Here is an 18,288-nt window from a genome sequence, read left to right as displayed (position 1 = left end):
CTTCGGGCGGCTGTTGACAGCGCAGTGACGATGGACATCGGGAGGTGTCGGGAGCGGTGAGCGAGCACAGCGAGCGAACCATCGAGGGGTGCGTGAACCGCTCTGCGGCTTCCGGGCGGAGCGAGGTGGGCGCATGAGCGGCAAGGACTTTGTCGAGAAGGACTACTACAAGGTCCTCGGCGTGCCCAAGGACGCCACCGCCACCGAGATCAAGAAGACCTACCGCAAGCTGGCGCGCGAGTTCCACCCGGACGCGAACAAGGGCGACGCCAAGGCCGAGGAGCGCTTCAAGGACATCTCCGAGGCGTACGACGTCCTCTCCGACGAGAAGCGCCGCAAGGAGTACGACGAGGCCCGCAGCCTCTTCGCCAACGGCGGCTTCCGCACCGGCGGCCCCGGCGGCGCCGGCAGCTACGGCTTCGACTTCGGCGACCTCTTCACCGGCACCCAGGGCGGCGGTGGCGGCGGACTCGGCGACGTCTTCGGCGGACTCTTCAACCGCGGCGGCGCCCGGCAGGCCCAGCCCCGGCGCGGCGCCGACGTCGAGACCGAGGTGACGCTCTCCTTCGAGGAGGCCGTCGACGGCGCGACCGTACCGCTGCGGATGACCAGCCAGGCCCCCTGCCGGCTCTGCAACGGCACCGGTGCCAAGAGCGGCACCACCCCCAGGGTCTGCCCGACCTGCGTCGGCGCCGGCACCGTCAGCCGCGGCCAGGGTGCCTTCGCACTCTCCGAGCCCTGCAAGGACTGCCGCGGCCGGGGCATGATCGTCGACGACCCGTGCCCCGACTGCCACGGCAGCGGCCGGGCCAGCTCCGCCCGCACCATGCAGGTCCGCATCCCGGCCGGTGTCCAGGCCGACCAGCGGATCCGGCTCAAGGGCAAGGGCGCCCAGGGCGAACGCGGCGGCCAGCCCGGTGACCTCTACGTCACCGTGCACGTCGACCCCCACCCGGTGTTCGGGCGCAAGGGCGACAACCTCACCGTCACCGTCCCGGTCACCTTCCCCGAGGCCGCCCTCGGCGCCACCATCGAGGTGCCCACGCTGAACGGCCCCGCCGTGAAGCTCAAGCTCCCCCCGGGCAGCGCCAACGGCCTCACCATGCGCGCCCGCGGCAAGGGTGCCACCCGCAAGGACGGCACCCGCGGCGACCTCCTCGTCACCGTCGAGGTCGTCGTCCCCCAGCACGTCGACGGCGACGCGCTGGACGCCCTGGAGCAGTACCGCGAGGCCACCGCCTCCGACGACCCACGAGCCGCTCTGTTCCGGGCGGCGAAGGGAGCGTGACGACCAGATGTCCCCGAACCCGATGAACCCGACGAACCCGATGGACCCGGCGAACGCCAACGGCCCGATCGGTCCGGGCGGCCCGATCGGCCCGGGCCTCGGTGAGGGCCTCCCCGGCAACCCCGCCGGCGGCCGCCCCCGCCGCGCCGCGGCCGCGCCGCAGTACGTCCTCACCGAGGACACCCCGGTGTACGTCATCTCGGTCGCCGCCGAACTCTCCGGGCTCCACCCGCAGACCCTGCGCCAGTACGACCGCCTCGGCCTGGTCTGCCCCGACCGCACCGCCGGCCGCGGCCGCCGCTACTCGGCCCGCGACATCCAGCAGCTGCGCGAGGTCCAGCGGCTCTCCCAGGACGAGGGCATCAACCTGGCCGGCATCAAGCGGATCATCGAGCTGGAGAACCAGGTCAGCGCCCTCCAGTCGCGCATCACCGAACTGGTCGACTCCCTCGAGGGCGCCGCCACCGCCCTCCAGCAGCGCGAGGCCGCCGTCCACGCCTCCTACCGCCGCGACCTGGTCCCCTATCAGCCCCCCACCCCCCAGTCCAGCGCCCTCGTCGTCTGGCGCCCCAAGCGCTGACCCGGGGCCCGCACCGCACCACCAGCCGCCGGCTCCCTCCTGTTCGGGGGGTGCCGGCGGCTCAGCCTTGGTGAGAGAGTGACACTCTGCCAAGCTGACCGGACACCGCACGGTCACGCCTCACTGGATTCGCAATCTAAACTCCAGTGCCGGCAGATCCAGAACAGCCTCGGAGAACGGCAAGGAGCCGAAGATGAGTGGACGAGCTCAACTCGGTCCCACTGCAGGTGGGGCTCCCGTTCTGACACCGGGGGCTCGGGCACTCTACTTGGAGATCGTCAAGGCCGACGGGCGCATTGCAGCGGAATCCACGTGCCATCAGAACGCCTTGAACGAGCTACTCGAGGTCGGGCTGCTGATGCCCGACGCCGATGATCGCGGCGAACTGGTCGCCGTGGATCCGGCACAACTCTCCGCGCGGTTGAGTGGCACCTGGCAACGCCAGGCTCTTGACCTGCTGTCGCGGGCGGTTTCGTTGCCCGCTGAACTCCAGGAGCTTTCTCAGGAATTTCACGCGCCGGAAAAGAGTAGTGGCGCGATCGAGTATGTTCGGGGAAAGGTTCTGATAAACCAGCGACTCGACCAGCTGTTCACAGCCGGTACCGAGGAGACCCTTGCCCTTCAACCGGGCGGGCCGCGCCCACCCGAGTTGTTGACGGCGATGATCGAGCGCGACCTGATCGCGCTCAATCGCCGAACGTCGATGCGCACCATCTATCACGCCAGCACCCGCTACCATCAGCCCACCAGGGATTACGTCGCCAAGCTGGCGAAGGCCGGCGGGCAGTTCCGCACCCTGGACGAGCCGTACACCCGCCTCATCGTCATAGACCGGCGGGTTGCCGTCATACCGGTGGCCGACGATATGACACTGGCGGCTTTCATATTCGAGCCGGTGATCGCCAACTATCTGGTCGAGGAAGTATTCGAGCCCAGCTGGAACAGAGCCCTGGAATTCAACGGCAACAGTGCCGTGCCACAGCAGGTCGTGTCACGACTCCGCCAGACCATCATCGAGCTCATGCTCGCCGGGATCAACCACCGGGTCATCGCACGCCGCCTGGGAATCAGTGAACGAACTCTCGCCCGGCACATCGCCGAGATGCGAGAGGAGTACAACGTCGAGTCGCTGTTCCAACTCGGTTATGCACTGGCCCGCACCGCCGAACACTCTTCGGGCTGAAGGACAGATACCGGAAGCCACAGCCTGCCACCACAGATCTGATCACCCCCGAAAGCCGGGCGGTCGGAATCGCGGTCACGCCCAGCCGATGTCCAGGTCCTGGGTCGTACCCATCACCTTGGCAGCAACGGCAGTCTCAGAGTGAACCGCCGCCCCAGAGAAAGCCTCGTGCGCGCCAGCCAGGGCAGTCATGCCAACTACCGACATCAATACGGCCTTGCAGACAAATCGGCGCAGACGAGACATACGTCCACCCCTTCCTCGCGCGCATTGCGTCAACGATTAAAAGAAGCACTGTGTCTGCTACATGTTGCCTCAGGTCGTACAGGCATGCCAAGCCACCTACGCGTCATCTCCCTGCCAGGCATCCACATGACACCGGTGAACCCTGGACGCGTAGGTCCTCAACGATGGACGATCAGTTCGCTCCCGATGGTCCAGCAGGACGCCACATCTTGCCAATGTACCGTCAAATGCCAAGCCGTTCACCAGTAGCACCACTCCACAGAGCAGCCCACATTCAACGCATAGCCGACATTCTCTCCCCCGGTCGGCCTTCCCCCGGAGTCGACATGACCGAGCCCTACCTGCGTCACAACGACAGCCAGGCCCCTGAGGGTCGGCGTGCACGTGTGTTCCTGGCCGCGCCGCTGATGCGGCTGACCGGCCCCGCGGACAGCGTGGTGACGCTCGCCAGCCGGACGCGGCTGACGACGCTCCGCACCACCCTCCTCCGCAGCGGTGCCGCCGTGTACAGCGCGCACCACAGCGACGCCTGGACCGTCGCCGGTCGGGCGCCCGAGCCCCGGGTCCCCTCCGACTTCCGCGCGCTCCAGTCCGCTGACCTGGTGTTCGCCTACGTCGGCGCCCCGCTCTCGGCCGGCGTGAGCCTCGAACTCGGTTGGGCGTCGGCGCTGCGGAAGCCGATCGTCCTGCTCGTCGACGAGGCCATCACCCACAACCCGCTGATCGCCACCATCGAGCAGGTCGCCCCCGTCCTGCCGCTGGTCTTCGACGACACCTGGTCCCAGGAGGCCCTCCACCACACTGTGGAGACCGCCCTCGACTGGGCCGGCATGGCGCTCTCCCTCCGCGAGGGCTTCTGGACCGCCCCCGGCGACCGCTTCAACGTCCCCCGGCAGCAGACCTCCGTCCCCGGCTACTGGCCGACCGGCGCCGCCACTGGCTGAGCAGGGCTCACCCACCGGACTCCCCCGTCCGGGCTCCCCGCATCTGCCAGCCGAGCTGGAACAGGGTCTCCGCGTCGTACACCTCACGCAGCCGGGCGATGTGACCGGCCACGGTCCGTTCGCTCAGGCCCATACGGGAAGCGATCGCCCGCTGCGTGAGACCCCTGGCGAGCAGGCGACCCACCTGCTCGTGGGCGACAGGAGTGAGGGAACCGTCCGCGAGCGCCACCCAGTCCACCGCCTCAGCCTGCTGCCACTGCTGGTCGAAGATGTCCGCGAGGTGTGCCACCACCGCCGGGTCCTCCACGACGGCGGCCACCTTATTGTCGGGGGCCGCAGGCAGCAGGGCGACGGCGCGGTCGAAGATCATGATCCGGTTGAACGGCGTGTTCAGCACCCTGATCCGGGAGCCCGCATTCGTGTTCTCCGCTGCGAACTCGACATGGTCCGGATCCATCCGGGCCTGCGGGCCGTAGATCGTCCGGATCGATCCGCCGTCATCGACGTAACGGCGTGTCTGCACCAGTGAATCCACTCGGTGCGCCGGCGGATGGATCCTGTCCGGCTGGGCTGCCAGTGCCTCGTGCGGGTAGTCCCGGATGCATTGGGCGATCACGTGCCGAATCTGATCGAACCCCACCGCCCGACGTGTCCCACCGACGCGGTCGGCGCGACGGGGCGCAGTGTCGTAAGCGTGAGTCAGGTCCTCGAGCAGATCCGGAACGGCGGCGGCCCGGGCAAGGAGGCGGGCGCTCTCCTCCCGCAGGTCCGCACCGATGCGCTCGCCTACGGCGCGCGGATTCACCGCGCTGTAGGACCCATCCGCTGCTCGTAGGACGAGCAGACCGAGGTCAGCGAGTTGCTTCACGGCGGACTCGTCCTCGGGGCGGATCTCACCGACACGGATCCGGCCGCCCTCGGCCAGGACCGCCCGGTAGAGCTCGCGCGCGGCGGCGTCGGGCAGGTCGGGCTCAGGCATCGCGGGCTCCCCTCATCTGCCAGCCGAGCTGGAACAGCGTCTCCGCGTCGTACGACTCCCGCAGGCGCGCGATGTGGCCGGCGACGGTGCGCTCGCTCAGGCCCAGGCGGGTGGCGATCGCGCGCTGGGTGAGGCCTTGGGTGAGCATGTGCCCGATCTGGTCGTGGAACGGGGCATCAGCGGTTCCGCCGGCGAGGGCCGACCAGTTCACCCCTTCCGCCTGCTGCCAGTGCAGTTCGAACTCCCGGACCAGGAAGTCGACCACGGCCCGGTCCTCGACGAAGGCGGCGCAGCTGTAGTCCTCGCCGACGGGGATCACGGCGACGGACCGGCCGAAGATGAAGAGCCGGGTGAACGGAATCGGCAGGATCCGGATGGCGACGCCGAGTTCGGTCGCCTGTGCCGCGAAGGAGACGGTCGGCGGATCGGCGAGGGCGGACGCCTCGTAGATGGTCCTCATGGTGCCGCCCTTCTCAATGTGGCGACGGTCGGATTCGAGGGCCTCCGCCAGGTGCGCGGCGGGCCGAGCACCTCCTGGCTGCCGGGACAGGGTCTCGCTCGGGTGGTCGGCGTGGATCTGGGCGACCTGGTGACGGATCTGCTCCAGGCCGACGACGTACTGGACCGCGGGCGAGGGTTCGGGATTCCGGCGGGGCGCGAGGTCATAGGCCTGGGTGAGGTCGTCCAGCAGCTCGGGGATGCGCGCCGCCCGGGTGATCAGGCGGGCCCCTTGCTCCCTGAGCTCGGTGCCGATCCGCTCGCCGACGGCCCGGGGGTTCACCGCGGTGTAGACGCCGTCCGCGATGTGCAGGAAGAGCAGGCCGAGGTCGGCGAGTTGTCGGACGGCGGACTCGTCCTCAGGGCGGATCTCGCCGACGCGGATCCGGCCGCCCTCGGCCAGGATCGCCCGGTACAGCTCACGGGCTGCGGCATCGGGCAGGTCGAGTACCGGTTCAGGCATCGCGGGCTCCCCTCATCTGCCAGCCGAGCTGGAACAGCGTCTCCGCGTCGTACGACTCCCGCAGGCGCGCGATGTGGCCGGCGACGGTGCGCTCGCTCAGGCCCAGGCGGGTGGCGATGGCGCGCTGGGTGAGGCCGCGGGCGAGCAGGCGGCCGACCTGTTCGTGGGCGGCGGCCTCGGTGGAACCCTTTGCAAGGGCGGCCCAGTTGACGCCTTCGGCCTGTTGCCAGTGCGTCTCGAAGTCCTGGACCAGGAAGTCGACCACGGCCGGGTCCTCGACGAAGGCCGCGCTGCTGTCGTCCGGGGCGGCGGGGATCACCGCGACGGTCCGGTCGAGGATCATCAGCTGTCGGAACGGGACGGGCAGGACCCGGATGTGGCAGCCGGCCTCCGTCAGTCGCGCAGCGATCCGAACCGTCGGGCCGTCGAGCCGGGCCGCGACCTCGTAGATCGTGCGCAGTGTGCCGCCCGCCTCGGCGTAGCGGCGGGCGTGCGCCACGATGTCGTCCGCGGCCTCGGCCGGCCTGGCACCGCCCGGGCGGAGGGACAGGGCCTCGTTGCCCAGCTCCTCGACGAGTTGGGAGACCCGGTGCCGGATGTTCGCGTGTCCGTGGACGATCTGGGTGGCCCCGGCGCCGTCGTGGCGTCGCGGAGCACTGTCGTAGGCGGCGGCCAGGTCGCCGAGGAGGTCGGGCACTTCCTCCGCCTGGACCAGCAAGCGGGTACCGGCCGCGCGCAGCTCGGCCGCGATCCGGGTGGTGACCGTACGCGGATTGACCGCGCTGAGCACGCCGTCCGAGGCGTACAGCTTCAACAGCCCCGTTTCCAACAGGGACTGAACGGTGTCGGCGGCCTCCCCCGGGATGTCGGCGATCCGGAGCCGCCCGCCGTCCTCCAGGATCGCGCGGTAGAGCTCACGAGCGGCGTCGGGCAGGTCGAGTACTGGCTCAGGCATCGCGGGCTCCCCTCATCTGCCAGCCGAGCTGGAACAGCGTCTCCGCGTCGTACGACTCCCGCAGGCGCGCGATGTGGCCGGCGACGGTGCGCTCGCTCAGGCCCAGGCGGGTGGCGACCGACCGCTGGGTGAGGCCCTGGGTGAGGAGGCGGGCGATCTGGTCACGGAGGTCCGACTCCGGTGCGCCGCCGTCCAGGGACGCCCAGTCGACACTGTCGGACCGCTGCCACAGCTGCTCGAAGGCCTCGACGACGAAGGCCACCGTCGCCGGGTCGTCGACCACGGCGGCGCTGTTGAGGTCAGGGTCCGCGGGGATGACGGCAACGGTCCGGTCGAAGACCAGGAAGCGCTTGAACGGACGGGCGAGCACCCGGATCGCGCAGCCCGGCGCGGTGGCCGCCGCCGCGTACGCCACGGCCCCGGGGTCGGTGCGGGCACCGAGCTCGAACAGACAGCGGATGGCGCCGCCGCGTTCGAGGTAGCGGCGGGTGCGGACGAGGGATTCTGCGAGCTGGCCTGCGTCTCGCGCGGCGCCGGGCTGGGCGCTCAGGGCTTCGCCGGCGAACTCCTGGGTCAGTTGCTCGACTTCGTGCCGGATCTCGGCCTTGCCGGTGATGACCCGGGCCCGGCCCAGGCCCGGCTTCCGGCGTGGTGCGGTGTCGTAGGCATGGGTGAGGTCGCGCAGTTGCTCGGGGACCTGGTCCGCCTCGACCAGGAGCCGGGCGCCGGCCCTGCGGATCTCGGCGCCGATGCGTTCGGCGGCCGACCGGGGGTCCACGGCGCTGTACGAGTTGTCGACCAACTGCTGTACCAGCAGCCCGAGTTCCACCAGCCGCCCGAGCGCCTCCCGATCTCCCGGATCGACCTCGGCGGCGCGGATCCGGCCGCCCTCGCGCAGGACGGCGAGGTAGAGCGCACGGGCGGCGGCGTCCGGAAGGGCGCCGCTGAGGCCGGTCATGACCGTTCACCCCGCATCTGCCAGCCGAGTTGGAACAGCGTCTCGGCGTCGTACTGCTCGCGGAGGCGGGCGATGTGGCCGGCCACGGTGCGCTCGCTCAGGCCCAGGCGGGTGGCGACCGACCGCTGGGTGAGGCCCTGGGCGAGCAGGGCGCCGACCTGCTCGTGGACGGCGGAGCCGAGGGAACCATCGTCCAGCGCGGCCCAGTTGACGCCCTCGGCCTGCTGCCAGAGCGTCTCGAAGGTGTCGACCGCGAAGGCGACCGTCGCCGGATCGTCGACCACGGCGGCGGTGCTGTAGTCGGCGGCGGCGGGAATGACGGCGACGGTGCGGGCGAAGATCAGGAAGCGCCTGAACGGTACGGCGAGGACGCGGGTGGTGGCGCCGAGCCGGGAGGCCTGGGCGGCGAAGCGTACGGTCGGCGGGTCGTACTTGGCCGAGATCTCGTAGAGGGAGCGCACGGTGCCGCCGCGTTCGTGGAAGCGGCGGGCGCCCCGTAGTGAGTCCGGTAGCTCGTTGGCCGGGCGGGGGCCGCCGGGTTGAGCCGACATGCCGTCTCCGGGCATCGCCTCGGTCAGCCGGTCGATCTCGTGCCGGATCTCCTCCTTCCCGGTGACGTAGCGCGCCCCGGTCGAGGCGCTCCGCCGCTTCGGGCTGGTGTCGTAGGCCTGGGTGAGCTCGTCCATCAGCTCGGGGAGTTGCTCCGCTTCCGCGAGCAGGCGAATGCTCTGCCGGCGGATCTCGCCACCGATTCGCTCGATGGCCGTGCGCGGGTCGACGGCGCTGTAGGACCCGTCCAGCAACTGCGGTACCAGCAGTCCTAGTTCCACCAGTCGCCCGAGCGCCTCCCGATCGCACGGATCGACCTCGGCGGCGCGGATGCGGCCGCCCTCGCGCAGGACGGCGAGGTAGAGGGCGCGGGCGGCGGCGTCCGGGAGGGCGGCGGCGAGGAGGGCGGTGGGGTCAGCCATGGCGTTCCCCGCGGAGGTGCCAGCCGAGGTGGAACAGGGTCTGGGCGCCGTAGCGCTCGCGGAGGCGGGAGATGTGGGCGGCGACGGTGCGTTCGCTGAGGCCGAGCCGGGTGGCGACGGCGCGCTGGGTGAGGCCGCGGGCGAGCAGCCGGCCGATGCGGACGGTGGTGGGGTGGGGGGCGCCGAGGTTGCGGTCGGCGGGGGTGGCGCGGGCCCAGTCCCGTTCGAACTGGGCGACCAGGTAGGCGACGGTGGTGCGGTCGGTGACGACGGTGGCGCGGCTGCGGTCCTCGACGGCGGGGATGACGGCCACCGAGCGGTCGAAGACCAGCATCCGCTCGTACGGTTCGGCGAGCGCCCGGGCCTCGGCGCCCTCGCCGCTGCGGAGGGCGACCTGGCGCAGGGTGGCGGGGTCGGCGAGGGCACCGGGCTGGTGGAGGGTGCGCACCGAGCAGCCGCGCCGGAGCAGGGCGAGGTCCTGGGCGAGGCTGGTCTGGAGGACCTCGGCGGAGTGGTGGCCGGGGCGGGCGGCGAGGAACTCCTCCTTGCACTCGGCGAGGAGTTCGGAGATGCACTGGCGGACGGCGGCGGCACCGCCCCCGGCACCAACGTCGACCCCGTCGGGCCGAGCGCCGTCCAGCCGAGCGCAGTCCAGCCGAGCACCGTCGACGCCCCCGGACGGCCGGTGGAGCGCCTCGTAGGCGCGGGAGAGCGGCTGGAGGGTCCCCGGCAGCCGCTCGGCGTGCACCAGCAGCCGGACGGCCCGGAGGCGGAGTTCGGTGCCGAGCCGGTCGCCGAGGGCGCGCGGGTTGGCGGCGGTGTAGCCGGTGGCGGTCGGGGTGAGGAGCCCGCGGGCGACGAGGGCCGCGACGGTGGCGCGGTCGGCGGGGGCGAGGTCCTCCGGGCGCAGCCGGCCGCCGGCGCGGACCACGGCGAGGTAGAGGGCGCGTTCGGCCGGGCCGGGCTCATCGGTCATCGCGGGCGCCTCTCATCAGCCAGCCGAGCTGGAAGAGGGTCTGGGCGCCGTACCGGTCACGCAGCCGGGAGATGTGGCCGGCAACGGTGCGTTCGCTGAGGCCGAGCCGGGTGGCGACGGCGCGCTGGGTGAGGCCGCGGGCGAGCAGCCGGCCGACCCGGTCGGGGATGGTGCGGGCGGGGCCCTGGCCGAGGGCGGCGGCGGCCTCGGCGGTGTCGGCGCGGGCCCAGTCGCGTTCGAAGCCGCCGATCAGGAAGGCGAGGGTGGCCGGGTCGCTGATGAACGCGGCGGTGCTGTTGTCGTCGTTGGCGGAGATGACGGCGACGCTGCGGTCGAAGACGATCAGGCGCTGGAAGGGCTCGTCGAGGACCCGGATCTGCGAGCCGTACCGGGTGACCTGCTCGGCGTAGGCGAGGGCGGCCGGTTCGACGAGGGCGACGGGCTGGTAGACGGTGCGCAGGGAGCAGCCGCGCTGGAGGAGTTGGACGTCCTGGGCGAGGGCGACCTGGAGGGTGTCGGCGGGGCGGTGGCCGGGTTGGGCGGTGAGGACCTCGGAGCGGCAGTCGGAGACCAGTTGGGAGATCCGCTGGCGGATGTGGACGTGGCCCTCGACGTAGACCGCGCCGCCGGAGGTGCCGGACGGGCGGGGCATCGCGTCGTAGGCGCGGGTGAGGCCGTCGAGGGCGCCGGGGAGGTTCTCGGCGCGGACCAGCAACCGGGTTGCCTCGCTGCGGAGTTCGGCGCCGAGCCGGTCGCTGACGGAGCGCGGGCTGACGGCGGTGTAGCAGCGGTCCATCCGGTTGACCATGACCAGGCCGATGTCGAGGAGCTGCCGCAGCGCGGCCCGGTCGGCGTCGGAGACGTCGGCGAACGGGATGCGGCCGCCTTCGGCGATGACGGCGAGGTAGAGCTGTCGGGCGGCCTCGTCGGGTTCCTCGCCCTCGGGTGCCGCATGGTGCGGCGCGACCGCCGGTTCCGCCGTCACGTCGTACTCTCCCTGCCGGACGCCTCTCCCCTTGCCTGTCCCCGTCCGTGCGCGCGGGGCCGCGGGTCGCGCGGTCCGCGGGCGCCGGTGGCCGGGCGTCCCACGCTACCGGCCGGAAGGCGGGCCCCCGGGTCCGGGTGCCGTCGCACACGGGGTCCCGGGGGCCGCCATCGGTACGCCAGGTCCAGGCGATTCCGTCGAGGCGGAGCAGCAACGCCTCGCCGGTACCGGTTCGGGCTCCATCACCACACATGGATCCCGGCCGGGGCTCTTCCCCCCCGTTCCACGCGTGCGGGACGTTGCACTCGTGGTCAGTTCTGAAGAGCTGGTCGCCACCATCGGACTGCGGTGCCCGGACGACCTGGCGCACCTCCACCCTCACAGCGTGACGGCCGGTGAACAAGTGCCGTCCGAGTGCAGGTTCGCGCAATTGCAGTTATCTGCATCCCGCAGCGGGTGCGGGGCCACGGGCGGGGGCCGGGATTCCGGTAAAGGCCGAGGCCAGCGGGGGGTAAGGACGGCGCGCAGCGATTGGCAGTTCACCGTCATCGTGCAGCTGCGCGTTCCTGCAACGGCGGCATGCTCCTGAGTGCGGGCGGCCGCCGCGCGGGTCGTCGCAGCTCAGCCCGCGCCGGCCGCACCGAGCGGGGCGCCCAGGTCAGGGCGCCCGACTCAGGGCCTCCGACTCAGGGCCTCCGACTCAGCGCGCCCGACTCAGCGCGCCGGGCTCAGGGCGTCCGGCTCAGCGCGCCCGCGCTCAGCGCGCCAGCAGCCGTCCGCGCAGCAGCCCGGTGGCCGTGCCGGTCGCGGCGAGCACCCAGGCGGTGCCGAGCAGCAGGTAGAGCCCGACGGAGAGCCCGGTGAAGCCGCCGAAGCCGGTGTGCCGGGCGAGCGCGGAGGCGCCGGTGACGCAGGTGCCGACCGGGAAGGTGAACGCCCACCAGGTCATCGCGAACGGCATCCCGGCCCGCCGGGCGCGCAGGTTGGCGGCCAGCGCGACGGCCAGCCAGAGCATCGCGACGCCGATCACGGCGACCCCGTACAGCTCGGCCAGCGGCAGCAGGACGGGCGCCAGCCCGGGCAGCACCGGGCGGGCCGCGTCGGCGAGTTGGTGGATCGCGGTGACGGACTGGCCGAGCGGGCCGAGCACCAGGAACAGCGCGGGGGTGAGCACCAGCGTGGGGAGCTTGCTGTGGAACAGGCCGGTGAACACCACGGGCAGCAGCACCAGGGTGGCCAGCAGGCCGATCCCGAACAGCGCCCAGCAGCCGTACAGCATGGCCTCCTGGGGTGTTCCGGTGGGCAGGTGGGGGACGAGGGCCGGGCCGCAGGCGGAGGCGACCAGCGGGGCGACCACGGGCAGCAGCCAGGTCGGGTTGGCCTCCAGGGCGGACACCCGGTGCCGGGTGATCATCAGGTACGGGATGCCGGCCGCGACGGTCAGCGCGTAGAGCGTGCCGACGCCCCACAGCACGGCGTCCAGGGCGACGGCGGGGCCGGTGCCGATGACCCGGGAGCCGAGCAGCAGGGTGCCGAGGCCGACCGCCAGCAGGGCCATCGGCGGGCAGCCGTAGAAGACGGCGGTGGCCGGGTTGTCCAGCAGCTGGGTGCGGGCCGCCTCGCGGTGCCGGGTGAGGTGCACCAGGCGGGCGCCGGCCAGCAGCACCAGGGCCGCAGCGCCGAGCGCCCACATCACCTCGCCGAAGCCGATCAGCCCGGGCAGGTGGACCGGCAGGGCGGCGGCGCCGTTTGCCACGATCGCGGTGCCCATCACGGCGGCGTACCAGTTGGGACCGAGCTGGGCCAGGTCGAGGCGGGGAAGCCGGGAGAGCCAGGAGGACCGGGAGGACCGGGGGCCGCGGGAGGGACCGGAAGGGCGCGGGGGACGGGACGGCCGGGGCTGCTCGGAGGAGCGGGCAGGAGCGGCGGAGCTGGTGAGCGGGCGGACATCGGCCGAGGTGGACATGGTTCCACCGTCGCCGAGCGGCCCGGCCGCCGGTAGCGCCGCGGGTTCTATGAGGGCATAGCCTGAACCTATGCCCCTCTCCCCGCACGTCCCCGAACTGGGCGCCCTGGAACTGCTGCTCGCGGTGGCCCGGCTGGGCAGCGTCGGCCGGGCCGCGGCCGAGCTGGGCGTGAGCCAGCCGACCGCGAGCGCCCGGATCAAGGGCATGGAGCGGCAGATCGGCGTCCCACTGCTGGAGCGCTCGCCCCGGGGCAGCCGGCCGACCGAGGCGGGCCGGCTGGTGGTCGAGTGGGCCCGCCAGGTGCTGGAGGCGGCGCAGGCGCTGGACGCCGGGATCGACGCGCTGCGCGAGCGGCGGGACGCCAAGCTGCGGGTGGTGGCCAGTCTGACCGTCGCCGAGTACCTGATGCCGGGCTGGCTACTGGCACTGTCCGAGGCCAGCCCGGGGACGGCGGTGACGCTGCGGACGGCGAACTCGGCGGAGGTCGCCGGGCACGTGCTGGCCGGGGACGCCGACCTCGGCTTCGTCGAGGGTCCGACCACCCCGCCCGGGCTGGCCGGCGCGGTGGTGGCGGCGGACCGGCTGGTGGTCGTGGTGGCACCCGGCCACCGCTGGGCGCGCCGCCGCACCCCGCTGACCGGGGCGGAGCTGGCGGCCACCCCGCTGGTGCTGCGCGAGCCCGGCTCGGGCACCCGGGAGGTGCTGGAGGCGGCGCTGGCGCCGTACGGGGGCGCCGTGCAGCCCCGGATGGAGCTGGCCTCGTCCACGGCGTTGAAGGGGGCGGCGATGACCGGGGCGGGGCCGGTCTGCCTGAGCGAGCTGGCGGTGGTGGAGGAGCTGGCCACCCGGCGGCTGGTCGAGGTGCCGCTGGCGGAGGAGCTGGACCTGCGACGGCCGCTGCGCGCGGTGTGGCCGGCCGGGCAGCGGCCGGGCGGGCCGGCCCGGGAGTTGCTGGGGCTGACCCGGCGGAGCGTCCGCCAGCACCCGCGGCGGGAGGCCTGAACCGCGCGGGGCCCCGACTATGGAAAAGCCTTCCGCCGTAAAGTTGAGCGGAATACACTCAACTTAGTGCATGCTGTATCTAGCAGCAGTGAAGGACGACGAGGGAGGACCCCCCAGCAGTGGACGCGAGCAAGTTCACCACCAAGACCCAGGACGCCCTGTCCGCCGCGATCCGGCAGGCGGGCGCCGCAGGCAACCCGGACGTCAGGCCGGTGCACATCCTGATCGCCCTGCTGGAGCAGCCCGAGGGCATCGCCCGGCCCCTGCTGGAGGCGGTCGGGGCGAACCCCGCCCGGGTCGACGCCGAGGCGCGCCGCCAGCTGGCGGCGCTGCCCAGCGCCATGGGCTCGACGGTCGCCGCCCCGCAGCTGGCCCGGGACACCCTCGCCGTGCTCACCGAGGCCGGCCGGCGCGCGGACGACCTGGACGACCAGTACGTCTCGACCGAGCACCTGCTGGTCGGCCTGGCCGCCGAGGGCGGGGCGGTCGCCGAGCTGCTGGCGCAGCAGGGCGCGACGCCCAAGGCGCTGCTCGCCGCCTTCAAGGACGTCCGCGGCAGCGGCCGGGTCACGTCGCCGGATCCGGAGGGCACCTACAAGGCCCTGGAGAAGTACGGCACCGACCTCACCCAGGCCGCCCGGGACGGCAAGCTCGACCCGGTGATCGGCCGGGACCACGAGATCCGCCGGGTGGTCCAGGTGCTCTCCCGCCGGACGAAGAACAACCCGGTGCTGATCGGCGAGCCCGGCGTCGGCAAGACGGCAGTGGTCGAGGGCCTGGCCCAGCGGATCGTGGCCGGTGACGTGCCGGAGTCGCTGCGCGGCAAGCGGCTGGTCGCGCTGGACCTCAGCGCGATGGTGGCCGGCGCCAAGTTCCGCGGCGAGTTCGAGGAGCGGTTGAAGGCCGTCCTGAACGACATCAAGTCCTCCGACGGCCAGGTCGTCACGTTCATCGACGAGCTGCACACCATGGTCGGCGCGGGCGCCGGCGGCGACTCCGCGATGGACGCGGGCAACATGCTCAAGCCGATGCTGGCCCGCGGCGAGCTGCGGATGGTCGGCGCCACCACGCTGGACGAGTACCGCGAGCGGATCGAGAAGGACCCGGCCCTGGAGCGCCGCTTCCAGCAGGTGCTGGTCGGCGAGCCCAGCGTGGAGGACTCGATCGCCATCCTGCGCGGCCTCAAGGGCCGGTACGAGGCGCACCACAAGGTGCAGATCTCGGATGCCGCCCTGGTCGCCGCGGCGACCCTGTCCAACCGCTACATCACCTCCCGCTTCCTGCCCGACAAGGCGATCGACCTGGTCGACGAGGCGGCCTCCCGGCTCCGGATGGAGATCGACTCCTCCCCGGTCGAGATCGACGAACTCCAGCGCTCCGTCGACCGGTTGCGGATGGAGGAGCTGGCCCTGGAGAAGGAGTCGGACCCTGCCTCGGTCGACCGCCTCGCCCGGCTGCGGCGCGATCTGGCCGACAAGAACGAGCAGTTGAGCGTGCTGACGGCGCGCTGGGAGCAGGAGAAGAAGAGCCTCAACCGGGTCGGCGAGCTCAAGGAGCGGCTGGAGGGCCTGCACGGTGCGCTCGAACGGGCCCAGCGCGACGGGGACTTCGAGCGGGCGTCCAAGCTGATGTACGCCGAGATCCCGGCAGCCGAGACCGAGCTCACCGAGGCCCAGGAGCGCGCCGCCGACCAGGACGCCTCCGCCTCGATGGTCAAGGAGGAGGTCGGCCCGGACGACGTGGCCGACGTGGTCGCCTCCTGGACGGGCATCCCGGCCGGCCGGCTGCTGGAGGGCGAGAGCGCCAAACTCCTGCGCATGGAGGAGGAGTTGGGCCGCCGCCTGATCGGCCAGACGGAGGCCGTGCAGGCCGTCTCGGACGCCGTGCGGCGCACCCGCTCGGGCATCGCCGACCCGGACCGCCCGACCGGATCCTTCCTGTTCCTCGGCCCGACGGGCGTCGGCAAGACCGAACTCGCCAAGGCCCTGGCCGACTTCCTGTTCGACGACGAACGGGCGATGGTCCGGATCGACATGAGCGAGTACGGCGAGAAGCACTCGGTCGCCCGTCTGGTCGGCGCCCCGCCCGGGTACGTCGGCTACGAGGAGGGCGGCCAGCTCACCGAGGCGGTCCGGCGCCGCCCGTACAGCGTGGTGCTGCTGGACGAGGTGGAGAAGGCCCACCCCGAGGTCTTCGACGTGCTGCTCCAGGTGCTGGACGACGGCCGGCTCACCGACGGCCAGGGCCGCACGGTGGACTTCCGGAACGCGATCCTGATCCTCACCTCCAACCTGGGCTCGCACTACCTGGTCGACCCGACCACCCCGGAGGACCGGAAGAAGGCCCTGGTGCTGGACTCCGTCCGGGCCGCGTTCAAGCCGGAGTTCCTCAACCGGCTGGACGACATCGTGGTCTTCGACCCGCTGGGCACCGCCGAGCTCAGCCGGATCGTGGACCTCCAGGTGGCCCGCCTCGGCGAGCGGCTGCGCGAGCGGCGGCTCACCCTGGAGGTCTCCGCGGCGGCCCGCGACTGGCTGGCACTGACCGGGTACGACCCGGCGTACGGCGCCCGCCCGCTGCGCCGGCTGGTGCAGTCCGCGATCGGCGACCAGCTCGCCCGGGCGATCCTCTCCGGCCAGGTGCACGACGGGGACACCGTCCTGGTCGAGCGGGACGAGGAGGGCGACCGGCTCACGGTCCGGGGCCGGGGCCCGCTGGAGAAGTAGCCACCGGCCCCCTCCCGTCACGGGCACCGCCCTCGGCCGCCCCCTCGCCCGCGCGAGGGGGCGGCCGCCGGGCGCCCTCACTCCCCCGAGGCCCGCTGCTCCCGCCGCGCGCGGTCCCGCCAGGCGCGGGCCATCCGGTGCAGCTCGGCCCCCTGGGACTCCGGGAGGTTCCAGGTCTGGGTGAGCAGCCGCAGGGTGGACACCCGCGGGCAGGACACCCCCCGCTCCAGGTCGCGGATCGACCGCACGCTCAGCCCCGACGCCTCCCCCAACTGCTCCTGCGTCATCCCCCGGTCCAGCCGGATGTTCCGCAGCAACGCCCCGAGCAAGGCGCCCTCCCCCGTCACCGTACGCTCCATCCCCGTTCCCCCCTTCGGTTCAAAACACCTCAACTCGCCCGGGAGGAAAGGCCTTTGCCCCGGGCCGGTTCCGTCGCACGCTAACCGCATCCGGCCCGCACGGCAGGCGAACCCGGGCGCCGGGCGCGTGACTTGGATCACGCGCGCGCCGGGCGTGCGACGGGGCCGCCGCACCCCGGGCACCGTGCGTGACGGAGGCCTCCGAACACCCCGGGACGAAGATCGACGCGCCCCCCGCCTCCCCTGTGAGCGGAGCCCCGAATGAGGCAGGATGGGAGGTGGAAAGGGCGGCCTCTCATTGCCGGCCACCACGTGCACTGAGGAAGAGGACCCCCCATGAGCATCGACCCGTCGTCCATCCCGTCGTTCGGCGTGCCCCAGGGCGGCCAGCCCGGTGGCCAGGGTGGCCGGCCGGCCGGCCCTCCGCCGATCGTCGTCCCGGACCAGGCCCTGGTCGCCCAGCTGCTCGACCAGATGCAGCTCAAGCACGTCGTGGACGAGGAGGGCGACCTCACCGCCCCCTGGGAGGGCTTCCGCGTCTACTACATGTTCCGCGGCGAGCAGAAGGAGCTCTTCGCGGTCCGTGCCTTCTACGACCGCGCGTACCCGCTGGAGAAGAAGGGCGAGATCCTCGACCTGATCGACGAGTGGAACCGCGAGACCCTCTGGCCCAAGGTGTACACCCACACCCACGAGGACGGCGTGGTCCGCCTGATCGGTGAGGTCCAGATGATCGTCGGCACCGGCGTCAACCTGGACTACTTCGTCACCACCACCGCGAACTGGACCCAGGCCGCGGTCGGCTTCGAGCAGTGGATCGTCGAGCGCCTCGGCCTGCAGAACGAGATCGAGGGCGAGGACGGCGGCAGCGAGGACGGCGAGGAGGCCTGATCCCGGCCCCGCCGCGCACCCCTGCGGCCCGGCCCCCGGCAGACGCCGGGGGCCGGGCCGTTCCCGTACCCTCCCGCGCCCTCCCGGCCGCCTGGCCGTCCTTGTCCCCGGCCCCGGCTCGGCTCGGCTCGGCTGGGTCAAGCCCTGCTCGCCTACCTGTTCGCTGGCGAGCTGAGGGCGAATGCGGTGGCCCTGCCAAGATGCCGGGTCCGCCTGCGAGTGCTCCCATCCCTCGGTTGTCCATGCCCCACTCGCGTTCATGCCAACGCCCAGTTCCACCGATCGCAGCTAGAAGCAACCGATTACTATCCGACAGT

At 72.4% G+C, this 18,288-nt stretch carries 16 protein-coding genes; 7 read left to right on the top strand and 9 right to left on the bottom strand.

From position 1 onward, the window contains the following. The first annotated feature begins 133 nt into the window (after nucleotides 1-133). The 4 genes from dnaJ (at nucleotide 134) to ACZ4W5_RS07450 (ending at nucleotide 4,241) form a co-directional block, all read left to right on the top strand. Nucleotides 134-1,288: a molecular chaperone DnaJ gene (gene dnaJ / locus ACZ4W5_RS07465; RefSeq protein ID WP_360227382.1), complete on the top strand. Its 1,155-nt coding sequence runs from the start codon at nucleotides 134-136 to the stop codon at nucleotides 1,286-1,288. 40 nt (nucleotides 1,289-1,328) lie between these two features. Further along, a complete protein-coding gene (locus tag ACZ4W5_RS07460) occupies nucleotides 1,329-1,868 on the top strand; it encodes a heat shock protein transcriptional repressor HspR (protein WP_465653502.1) in 540 nt (179 codons plus the stop codon). A gap of 268 nt (nucleotides 1,869-2,136) precedes the next feature. Next, nucleotides 2,137-3,051: a helix-turn-helix domain-containing protein gene (locus ACZ4W5_RS07455; protein WP_465653498.1), complete on the top strand. Its 915-nt coding sequence runs from the start codon at nucleotides 2,137-2,139 to the stop codon at nucleotides 3,049-3,051. A 572-nt stretch (nucleotides 3,052-3,623) separates the two neighbouring features. Continuing rightward, nucleotides 3,624-4,241 carry a hypothetical protein gene (locus tag ACZ4W5_RS07450; protein WP_465653497.1) on the top strand — a complete coding sequence of 206 codons (618 nt, stop codon included), beginning with the start codon at nucleotides 3,624-3,626 and terminating at the stop codon, nucleotides 4,239-4,241. 7 nt (nucleotides 4,242-4,248) lie between these two features. Here the strand turns inward: ACZ4W5_RS07450 and ACZ4W5_RS07445 are convergent, their stop codons facing one another. The 8 genes from ACZ4W5_RS07445 to ACZ4W5_RS07410 all read right to left on the bottom strand — a co-directional run bounded on the left by ACZ4W5_RS07445 (nucleotide 4,249) and on the right by ACZ4W5_RS07410 (nucleotide 12,992). Beyond that, on the bottom strand, nucleotides 4,249-5,220 hold the full coding sequence (locus ACZ4W5_RS07445; RefSeq protein ID WP_465653496.1) for a LuxR C-terminal-related transcriptional regulator: 972 nt from the start codon (nucleotides 5,218-5,220) through the stop codon (nucleotides 4,249-4,251). After that, nucleotides 5,213-6,181: a LuxR C-terminal-related transcriptional regulator gene (locus ACZ4W5_RS07440; RefSeq protein ID WP_465653495.1), complete on the bottom strand. Its 969-nt coding sequence runs from the start codon at nucleotides 6,179-6,181 to the stop codon at nucleotides 5,213-5,215. The genes ACZ4W5_RS07445 and ACZ4W5_RS07440 overlap by 8 nt, the downstream gene beginning before the upstream one ends. Next, nucleotides 6,174-7,136 (bottom strand): LuxR C-terminal-related transcriptional regulator, encoded by a 963-nt coding sequence (locus tag ACZ4W5_RS07435; RefSeq protein WP_465653494.1) that lies wholly within the window; start codon nucleotides 7,134-7,136, stop codon nucleotides 6,174-6,176. The genes ACZ4W5_RS07440 and ACZ4W5_RS07435 overlap by 8 nt, the downstream gene beginning before the upstream one ends. Beyond that, nucleotides 7,129-8,094, bottom strand: coding sequence for a LuxR C-terminal-related transcriptional regulator (locus ACZ4W5_RS07430; RefSeq protein ID WP_465653493.1), 966 nt, complete (start codon nucleotides 8,092-8,094; stop codon nucleotides 7,129-7,131). The genes ACZ4W5_RS07435 and ACZ4W5_RS07430 overlap by 8 nt, the downstream gene beginning before the upstream one ends. Further along, nucleotides 8,091-9,065: a LuxR C-terminal-related transcriptional regulator gene (locus tag ACZ4W5_RS07425; protein ID WP_465653492.1), complete on the bottom strand. Its 975-nt coding sequence runs from the start codon at nucleotides 9,063-9,065 to the stop codon at nucleotides 8,091-8,093. The genes ACZ4W5_RS07430 and ACZ4W5_RS07425 overlap by 4 nt, the downstream gene beginning before the upstream one ends. After that, nucleotides 9,058-10,041 (bottom strand): LuxR C-terminal-related transcriptional regulator, encoded by a 984-nt coding sequence (locus ACZ4W5_RS07420; protein ID WP_465653491.1) that lies wholly within the window; start codon nucleotides 10,039-10,041, stop codon nucleotides 9,058-9,060. Before ACZ4W5_RS07420 ends, ACZ4W5_RS07425 begins: the two co-directional genes overlap by 8 nt. Further along, nucleotides 10,031-11,026 (bottom strand): LuxR C-terminal-related transcriptional regulator, encoded by a 996-nt coding sequence (locus ACZ4W5_RS07415; RefSeq protein WP_465653490.1) that lies wholly within the window; start codon nucleotides 11,024-11,026, stop codon nucleotides 10,031-10,033. Before ACZ4W5_RS07415 ends, ACZ4W5_RS07420 begins: the two co-directional genes overlap by 11 nt. A 757-nt stretch (nucleotides 11,027-11,783) precedes the next feature. After that, a complete protein-coding gene (locus ACZ4W5_RS07410) occupies nucleotides 11,784-12,992 on the bottom strand; it encodes a TDT family transporter (RefSeq protein ID WP_465653489.1) in 1,209 nt (402 codons plus the stop codon). A 70-nt stretch (nucleotides 12,993-13,062) separates the two neighbouring features. On the opposite strand from ACZ4W5_RS07410, the gene ACZ4W5_RS07405 reads away from it, so the two are divergent. Together ACZ4W5_RS07405 and clpB are read left to right on the top strand one after the other, a co-directional pair. Next, entirely contained in the window at nucleotides 13,063-13,995 is a 933-nt protein-coding gene (locus tag ACZ4W5_RS07405) for a LysR family transcriptional regulator (RefSeq protein WP_402485023.1), read from the top strand. 119 nt (nucleotides 13,996-14,114) lie between these two features. Beyond that, a complete protein-coding gene (gene clpB / locus ACZ4W5_RS07400; RefSeq protein ID WP_465653488.1) occupies nucleotides 14,115-16,721 on the top strand; it encodes an ATP-dependent chaperone ClpB in 2,607 nt (868 codons plus the stop codon). 77 nt (nucleotides 16,722-16,798) lie between these two features. Here the strand turns inward: clpB and ACZ4W5_RS07395 are convergent, their stop codons facing one another. Beyond that, complete coding sequence (locus ACZ4W5_RS07395; protein WP_465653487.1) at nucleotides 16,799-17,080, bottom strand: helix-turn-helix domain-containing protein; 282 nt, start codon at nucleotides 17,078-17,080, stop codon at nucleotides 16,799-16,801. 336 nt (nucleotides 17,081-17,416) lie between these two features. Here ACZ4W5_RS07395 and ACZ4W5_RS07390 point away from each other — a divergent pair, with 336 nt between their 5' ends. Beyond that, entirely contained in the window at nucleotides 17,417-17,971 is a 555-nt protein-coding gene (locus tag ACZ4W5_RS07390; RefSeq protein WP_360227417.1) for a type III secretion system chaperone family protein, read from the top strand. The last annotated feature ends 317 nt before the right edge of the window (nucleotides 17,972-18,288 follow it).

The organism is Kitasatospora sp. NPDC029367, from assembly GCF_055569135.1.
The sequence above is the reverse complement of the archived record's forward strand: the minus strand, read 5'-3'. Positions and strand labels throughout refer to the sequence as shown.